Source organism: Chamaesiphon polymorphus CCALA 037 (assembly GCF_003003845.1).
Lineage (GTDB): Bacteria > Cyanobacteriota > Cyanobacteriia > Cyanobacteriales > Chamaesiphonaceae > Chamaesiphon > Chamaesiphon polymorphus.
The window spans coordinates 1-7,889 of sequence record NZ_PVWO01000262.1 but is presented as its reverse complement, the minus strand read 5'-3'; the positions used below and the strand labels follow the sequence as shown (position 1 = coordinate 7,889).

Annotated in this window: 5 protein-coding genes and 1 pseudogene; all 6 read left to right on the top strand. The window is 44.5% G+C overall.

Annotated elements, in window-relative coordinates; all coding sequences use genetic code 11:
- A partial coding sequence (gene cas3 / locus C7B77_RS18280; RefSeq protein WP_106307982.1) for a type I-D CRISPR-associated helicase Cas3' occupies window positions 1–1,366 on the top strand: 1,366 nt, incomplete at its 5' end.
- Window positions 1,367–1,637: 271 nt separating this feature from the next.
- Window positions 1,638–2,150, top strand: a complete 513-nt coding sequence (locus C7B77_RS30135; protein WP_219892192.1) for a hypothetical protein — start codon at window positions 1,638–1,640, stop codon at window positions 2,148–2,150.
- Window positions 2,102–5,506 (top strand): type I-D CRISPR-associated protein Cas10d/Csc3, encoded by a 3,405-nt coding sequence (cas10d, locus tag C7B77_RS18270; RefSeq protein ID WP_106307979.1) that lies wholly within the window; start codon window positions 2,102–2,104, stop codon window positions 5,504–5,506. Before C7B77_RS30135 ends, cas10d begins: the two co-directional genes overlap by 49 nt.
- An 89-nt stretch (window positions 5,507–5,595) precedes the next feature.
- Window positions 5,596–6,642: a type I-D CRISPR-associated protein Cas7/Csc2 gene (gene cas7d / locus C7B77_RS18265; protein WP_106307976.1), complete on the top strand. Its 1,047-nt coding sequence runs from the start codon at window positions 5,596–5,598 to the stop codon at window positions 6,640–6,642.
- 5 nt (window positions 6,643–6,647) lie between these two features.
- On the top strand, window positions 6,648–7,346 hold the full coding sequence (gene cas5d / locus C7B77_RS18260) for a type I-D CRISPR-associated protein Cas5/Csc1 (RefSeq protein ID WP_106307973.1): 699 nt from the start codon (window positions 6,648–6,650) through the stop codon (window positions 7,344–7,346).
- A 4-nt stretch (window positions 7,347–7,350) separates the two neighbouring features.
- Window positions 7,351–7,889, top strand: a pseudogene (locus C7B77_RS18255) (CRISPR-associated endoribonuclease Cas6); the annotation flags it as partial.

The following is a 7,889-nucleotide window of genomic DNA, read 5'->3' as shown; positions in this document are numbered from 1 at the left end:
TCCTCAAACATCTAACTGGCGATCGATTAGTCAACCGATCGATCTCCACTTCCCAAGGGAGCTAGAACCGACAGCTAAGTCTAGTTTCGAGTGGATGACAAAGAATTCAGAAGAGATAATTCTCAAGTTCTTCCTTGACTATCCAGGGAGTAAAGGGGCAATAATCCTAAACTCAGTTGCATCTGTCTATCGATTAGCCGCCGTTCTCAAGCCACTCTTTGCCAAACACAATCTCAAGGTTTTAGTTAATACTGGTTTGACTGGAGAGACAGAGAGATCCCAGTCACTGACTGAAGCAGATTTGATAATTGGAACTTCAACGATCGATGTCGGTGTTGATTTTAAGATTAATTTTCTGATTTTTGAAGCTGCGGATGCTGGTAACTTTATCCAAAGATTTGGACGATTGGGCAGGCATCCAGACTTTTTACCGCATCCCTATCGCGCCTATGCGTTAATTCCCAATTTCATAGTTAGTCGTTTATTTGGTGAAGGGAGTTCACTCAATGATGGGGAAGAAATCGATCGCGTTGCATTTACTCAAGCGATTCGAGATAACTGGCTATTTATTAATGATTTTGCTAAATATCCGCAACGCTGGGGCAGCGTGCAATCGTTTTATATCTGGAATGAGCTACGTGGCGATTGGATGAAGACAAAATATCCCGACGCGGCAGATAGGTTTAAAGCAGATGCCCAAAATGCGCTGGGGTTCCAGATGAAGCACAAGCACGGGCAAACATATCAATATATTAAAGAGAAGAAACACCAGATTATCGATGAAGCGCGATCGTTTAGAGGTAGCAGTCAATTAGATTGTGCGATCTACGATGCAAGCAATCCTAACGAGCCGGAGCGAGAGAGATTTAAAACTTACAGCCTATCGGGATTGGTGAGTAATTTTGAGTTTGAGACGATCGAAAAAGCTCTATTCTTGAGCATGGCGAAGAAAGCAGGCTTACCCACAAACCGATTTGAAGAGAAGTTATGTTATCTCCAGGTGAATAACTTTCGAGAAGTACGTGAGAATTGGTATTTTTACTACGCTGGCGACGATCTGAGTGCGATTCGGCGAATGGGTGAGGTACAAATCCTCAGTGGGCTAGAGATTGAAGGTACCGATCTTTCGACTCAACTCCGCAAGGCAGTGTATGAGAAGGGATTAGTTTGCTATGTCTCCGATCGCGATCGTGCCTACATTCGCACCAAGTTAGGGCTACCGATGCAGTTTCAGGCATACGGTTTGAGCGATCGCACCGACGATAAGAGTCCACCCTACACCATCGCTTTCGGGCAGTCTGCGCTGATGTTGGAGGCTCTTATCCACTACTGGAAGCCCAAGGATGATATTCCGTTAATTTTTTAAAAAGCTAGGGAGAAAGAGTGTTGCCCTCAACTCAGATGGCAATAGTGTTTCAGTCCCGCAAGCGGGATTTATAGTGTTCCACTCCCGCAAACGGAATTTTTGGATAATCCTATGTCTCTCTCTCCTTATATATCAGAATACCTCAATTCCTTTGCTTCCGCTCACAATCATTATGACTTTAGTTACCCTCATATCATTATGACTATAGTTACCCATTGTAAATTCTAAAATAAGCTGATACAGTTGAGAAACTATCTGCTACAGAATTCCTATGCTTATCCAATTATCCGACAACGATTTAGCCCAGATGCCACCAAAGCTATGTAGCGAACTACTTCAATGGCTTCAAGCAAAGCAATCTAAGGTTTTTCCGCCACTCACAGCCGTGAAAGAGACACCCGAACAGCTAGCACTCAAGATCGATCGTCCCCAGCCACATTCATCAGTGCGACTAATTAAGCCAACTCAAGCTGCTACCCCAGATGCTCATGTCAGGTTGTCGCAGTTATTTGATATGGGGTTGTTTACACAGAATTCCCAAATCCGCGTCCGTTTGAAACGAGAAAAAGCTCAACAGGTTGGCTATGCCTATATTACAACGGGCATCCAAATTTCACCCAGCGGCACGATCGTTCATAACAGGGAAGAATTCGACAAACCCAGTCCGCTGGCGACATCAATCAATGGTGGAGCTGTCAATGGCTGGGAGTATATCGAGATTAAGCAGAATGGACAATGGATTTGTCTTGGAGAACTACGAAAAATTTGGAGAAGTGCAGCGTGAATAACGAACAGTTAGGTTTGTTTGACGACGATAACGATCTAGAAATTCTAGATCTTGATGCTGGGAGAGAAGAAGATACCGACGAGATCGCCAAACCAGAACTGCTGACACTGCGGTTGTTTCGACAGGCGATCGCCGAGACAGCGGAGAATGAGGGCGATCTAATTTTGACAGATTTTGCCGAATATGTTTTACCTAAATTGATGCAGCATCTAGCAGGTACAACTGCCAAAGGCGGACAATTCTTCGATCGCATCGATGAGCGACAACGTGAAACTAATATACGACTCGAAGCAGAAGGTAAAGATAAAAAGAAAGATATTCGGCGAGATAATGCTGGCGATCAGTCGATGATGGCGCATTTGCTAAATGGATTCTTTCCCACCTATCGGATTCTCAGGCGGTTAAAGCAGCCAGATATGCAGAAAACTCAAGTCAAATATTGTGGGGATCTGCAAATTCGGATTTATATCACTGCCTACATATTGCACGACTATGAGAAGTTTTCAGACTTTATTGCATGGTTGATGAAAACCGATCGAACAGGAGCATTCATCGATCGCGACTGGGTAAACAAATCGCCAGATAAGCAAGATGCACCAGATCTCGGACGCGGCTATATCAAACAGAAAATCTTAGACTTTAGCCTCGATCGCTTTTTAGGGGCACAGTGGCAAGAATACATCGACGATATTATCTGGATTAGTAGTAATGCTGGCGATAAAAATGATGCCGATCTGGGCTTAATTACCCGTGGATTGAAACCATTAGAGGACGATCGATTAGATGGCAGAATCCGCAATGTACTGGTAAATCTAGTCAAGCTATCAGATCTGTTTGCGTCAGTAATTAAGCATCCTAGTGATATCTTACTCGGAGCAAAAGGTAAACTAGCTTTTACTCTACAAAATCTGAGCCAAAGTCAGCTTCAGTTTAGCTACCATGCGCTGTCTGACAATCGCGGCGTGCTTACGAATATTATCAACAATGCCCTCATCGATCTTCATCCTGAAGAACTTTATACACCACTTTTATATCTGCCCGATGGCGTTGTCTATCTGGCTCAGGCTAATGCTCCTGCGATCGATACTAGTGAAGTACCCGATCGAGTCGTCAGCAAAATTAAACATCTATGTGCCGAAAAACTCCAAGATACTCAGACTGGATTTAGTCGGGATGGCAAGGGTTTAAAATTTGCCGATTATTATTGGCTCTATTTTGATGTCTCATCCTTGATGAATGTCGCTCTCGACGCAGCCTGTCGCATTATTCCCATTACCAAGCCTTCTTCGGGTGTAAAGCGCAGCACCAGCTTGAATGGATTTAAGCTTAATGGCGAACTTCCAGCCGATTTAGATGTTGAATTTGGCGATGATTATCGGATCGATCGATTGGCGGAATTCGGCGATCTATTGTGTCGCAAAATCTGGTTGGGGTGGTGCGAACGGTTCGCCGATTGGCAGAAGCAACAACCCAAAGCCGAACGTCAAACTTTACCCGAATTAAATCTCACGGAGCAGCTCGCCGAACACTTGGGATTATCCGATCGAATACGAGGTTTAAAAGCCGTCCAGTCGATTAAAAATACGGGCGGAGTTCCCCTAGATTGGTATTATCTATCCGCCCAACACAATCGCAAAAATCCACATTTAAGCGATTTAGATGTTAGAGAGTTAATGTCAGGAATGGTGGCACATGCTGCCAGTATTATCGAACCGATCGTGGCCGAATTCACGCTTCCCGATGGTTGGAACGATCTGCGTACCTATGTCGGACGGACGGTGATTCTAGCCACTGGAGCAGCGATTACACCAGAGATCGATCCATTCTTACTCGAACTCAGCCGTTATCAAGCCGCCAAAGTCACCACGGGTAGAGGACGCGAGAATGTTTGTGCCATGTCTAGTTCTGCCTATACCGTAACCGAGCAAATGGAATCGGCGACGCTGTTCGCACCGCAAGTTTATAGCAATCGCCAAATTTTATTCAACACCCAAGCTGCCAAACGGCAAATCTGCGCGATTTGGTCGGTGGAGATCATGCTGCGCCAGATTTTAATGAATCAAAATAATGCTACTGGCGGGGATTTTGAGGGGCGGAAGTATCGTTATCTGTACCTATATCCCACCTATTTCTTTACCCCCGAAACTAACAATTTTCTGCAAAAAGCCTATAGCTGGATTCGGAAAACTAAATTTGATGCCGACGTTCGCAAACATCTGATTTCAGAGGAACAACGAGCGAAGTTTGACATTAATAACTACCAGAGTGTTGATTCATTGTTAATTCAAGAATCAGCAGAGAAAGACCAAACCTTCAAATTGAATTATCCTGCCAAACAACCGCTGACATTTTTCTTTATGGCGATCCCCCCAGGACGCGATGCCACAGACACCGAATCCTGGGTCATGACGGCATGGTTAGCCTTCACATTGCCATTGGTACTCGATGTCAAAGTAGTTGCTTCAGAATCGCCAGTACCCCCCTATATTAGCGGTGCGGATTTTGAAAAGACCACAATTTTGGACGGCGCACATCAAGCGATCGCGAGTTTGGTTAGGCAAGAGAAAGATGGTACTCGTCTAGATAATATCTTGCCTCATCCAGATCGATCGTTCTCACCTCTCAATGCGCTCAGTGCTGCTTATTGTATCCACTTGGAAGCCAATCGTAAAAAAGATGGCGATCCCGATTGGGGTAAATTAGCAGCCCTCGCTCGTGACTTGGAAACAAGTCCACTTTACGTTTTTCACTATTTAACCAAAGTAGTGCGAAAGCTGGATTGGGACACGGCACCCATTCCCAAAATCAAACTTTACCAAGACTTTTACTATTGTTTCGATCCAAAAGGTACTCAAATGAATCAATTACGCGAACTAACCAGACTTTATCGGTGCTTTTATCGAGCAAAAAGCCAATTTGCTAAACCCAATGCCGTTCTAAAACCGATCGATGAAGCCGCTGATGTAATTATCAAAGCCGATCGAGCTTTGGTTAATTGTACTGAATCTCTAACCGATATGGTGGCTGCAAAACTGGCAAAGCTCATGAGTAATGTTCGCCGCCGGACAGCAGAAGGTAAGCCAACCCTAGCTCTAATCGATGGTAAATGGAAACCCGCACTGACATCCGAACAGGAGCGACAGGCAATCTACGATTTTGCTAAGTTCTTTGTTGAAGTGATATTTACAGAGACATTTAAGAGCGATCGAGCGCGGCTTGCCGGAACACAACTCAATCTCATTCGCGACACTTGCGATTATCTCTATCGAGTGGAGGACGATAAAGCTCGTCAAGAAATTTCACAACCGGAACCAGAAGAATTGCCAGAATCAGAAGCCGAAATACCTGTTTAATACTAGTCCGTGTAGGCGGACTTTGCAACATCAGCGACGGTTTTAACCGCTAGCTCTAAACATTCACTATTTACCTCAAACAAATCACCATGAACTTGCTCAAATCGATCGACACCAAATATTTTCATACTGAAATCCCTGCTCGCCCAATGGGTAAATACGCCCACTTTATTACCATTCGGGTGACAGAATCATTTCCATTATTTCAAACTGATGGCGAATTAAACCGAGCCAGGGTTCATGCCGGGATGGATAAAAATAGCCTCGAAAGCTGTAAAATTATCAGCCGTTTGGCACTATTTAAACGCAAACAATCTTCACCGGAACGACTCACAGGGAGAGAATTACTCCGTAAATATCAAATCGGTGACGCGGCAAATTGTGACTACAATGTTGAATTTAGTAAAACTACCCCAGATTGTATTCTCTACGGCTTTGCGATCGGTGATGCTGGGTCGGAAAAGTCTAAAGTAGTTGTCGATACAGCTTATTCAATTACACCGTTTGATGATTCCCACCTAAACTTTACCCTAAATGCTCCTTATGAAAGCGGCACCATGAGTCGGAATAGAGAAGTTACGAGTCGCATAAACAGCCAAGACCACATTTTACCCCAGGTCTTTTTCCCTAGTATCGTAACGCTCAAAGATCCTACCGAAGCGGGCTTCTTATATGTATTCAATAACATTTTGAGGACTCGCCATTATGGGGCACAAACTACGCGCACGGGACGAGTTCGTAACGAATTAATCGGTGTAATTTTCACCGATGGAGAGATCGTTAGCAACCTGCGCTGGACGCAAAAAATTTACGACTTGATGACAGCTAAAAACCAGATTCAATCGCCCGATCCGTTGGACGAACATATGGTCATTGATGCGGCTAAAGAAGGGATGAATCGACTGATGGAAGAAGAGTGCATTCCTTACACCGCTCTAATTGGGGAATCGTTCGAGCCACTATTAAATGAGGTAAAAGCAATTACTAGCGACGAAACTCAGCTTCAAGCCATGCTAACTCAAGCTAATGCCGAATCGATGGCATACGCTCAAAAGCACATCCTCAAGGCAGCAGGAGCCGCCGGAAAAGGGAAAAAAGGTGCGAAGAAAGCAGCGGTAGAAGCAGCAGCGGAGTAGGTCGGATGACAATAATTTATCGCTGTACGCTAGAACTTCATGACAGCCTTTATTTTGCAACTCGCGAGATCGGTCGGTTGTATGAAACCGAACCGATCGTTCATAACTATGCACTGTCTTATGCACTAGGTTTGATAGATAGCGATCGCTATAATACCACCGTTACCGAAGAGCATTCCTATCGCTATTTTTGTCCCGAACAAATTCCCAAATACGAAGAACACTTAACGCCACTCAATCAACAAGGTATTTATGTCACTCCTGCCAAGGTACTAAATTATGCTTCTGTTCTAAATACCTGGAAATATGCCAACAATAACTATCACGTTGAAATGGAGCCAACGTCTAAGAACATTCCAGGTTTTGGGAGGACTAAGGAAATCGCCGCTGAAAGTCGATTTGAGTTCTTTATTATTACGGAAAAATCATTACAATTAGCACGGTGGATGCGATTGGGGAAATGGGCGAGTAAGGGCGAACTCACGATCGAAGAGTTAGAACATACACTCGATCGCGACGAGGAATTTGTCTGCACCCATCCGCTCAATCCACTCGATGTGATGTTTACAAATCGAGTGATGAGTTTCGATACGGTTAATATGCCACCCGTAAGCTTAATTCGTAACGTGAGAATGAGAGGAGATTGCTATCGTCTAAAAGGGCTAAATATTCCAGCCAAAATGCAATACAGATTTCGAGGATAGCATCATGCCGCATAGTCTAGTTCTCAACTTGCTCCCCCAAGGAAATATCCCCACCAAATTCCTGACAGGGAGACACCACCATGCCTTATTCCTCGATCTGGTGAAATCTGTAGATCCAGAATTAGCAACCTTCTTACACGCCCAAACCACTGATAAAGCCTTTACCCTCAGCGTTTTTCAAACTCCCAATCGCGATCGAAATCTCTTGCAATGGCAACACGATCGATCGATCCCGACTGGTACTCCCTGCTGGTGGCGAATTTCCCTCCTCGATGATAGCTTGTTTGCTAAACTCGCTCATCTGTGGCTGTCGATCGATCCCAACCAGCCCTGGCACATCGGGCAAGTCGGATTGCAAATGGTTAGCGTCATCTCTACTCCGCAATCAGAACGAAATTGGGCGAGTTTTAGCACCTATCAACAGTTACATACTCAAGCCTCATCTACAGAGCGACAGATTCAACTTAGCTTCTACACCCCAACTACATTTCGAGTTAGCAAATACGACTGCGCTCTGCCCACCAAAGAGACTGTGTTTAATAG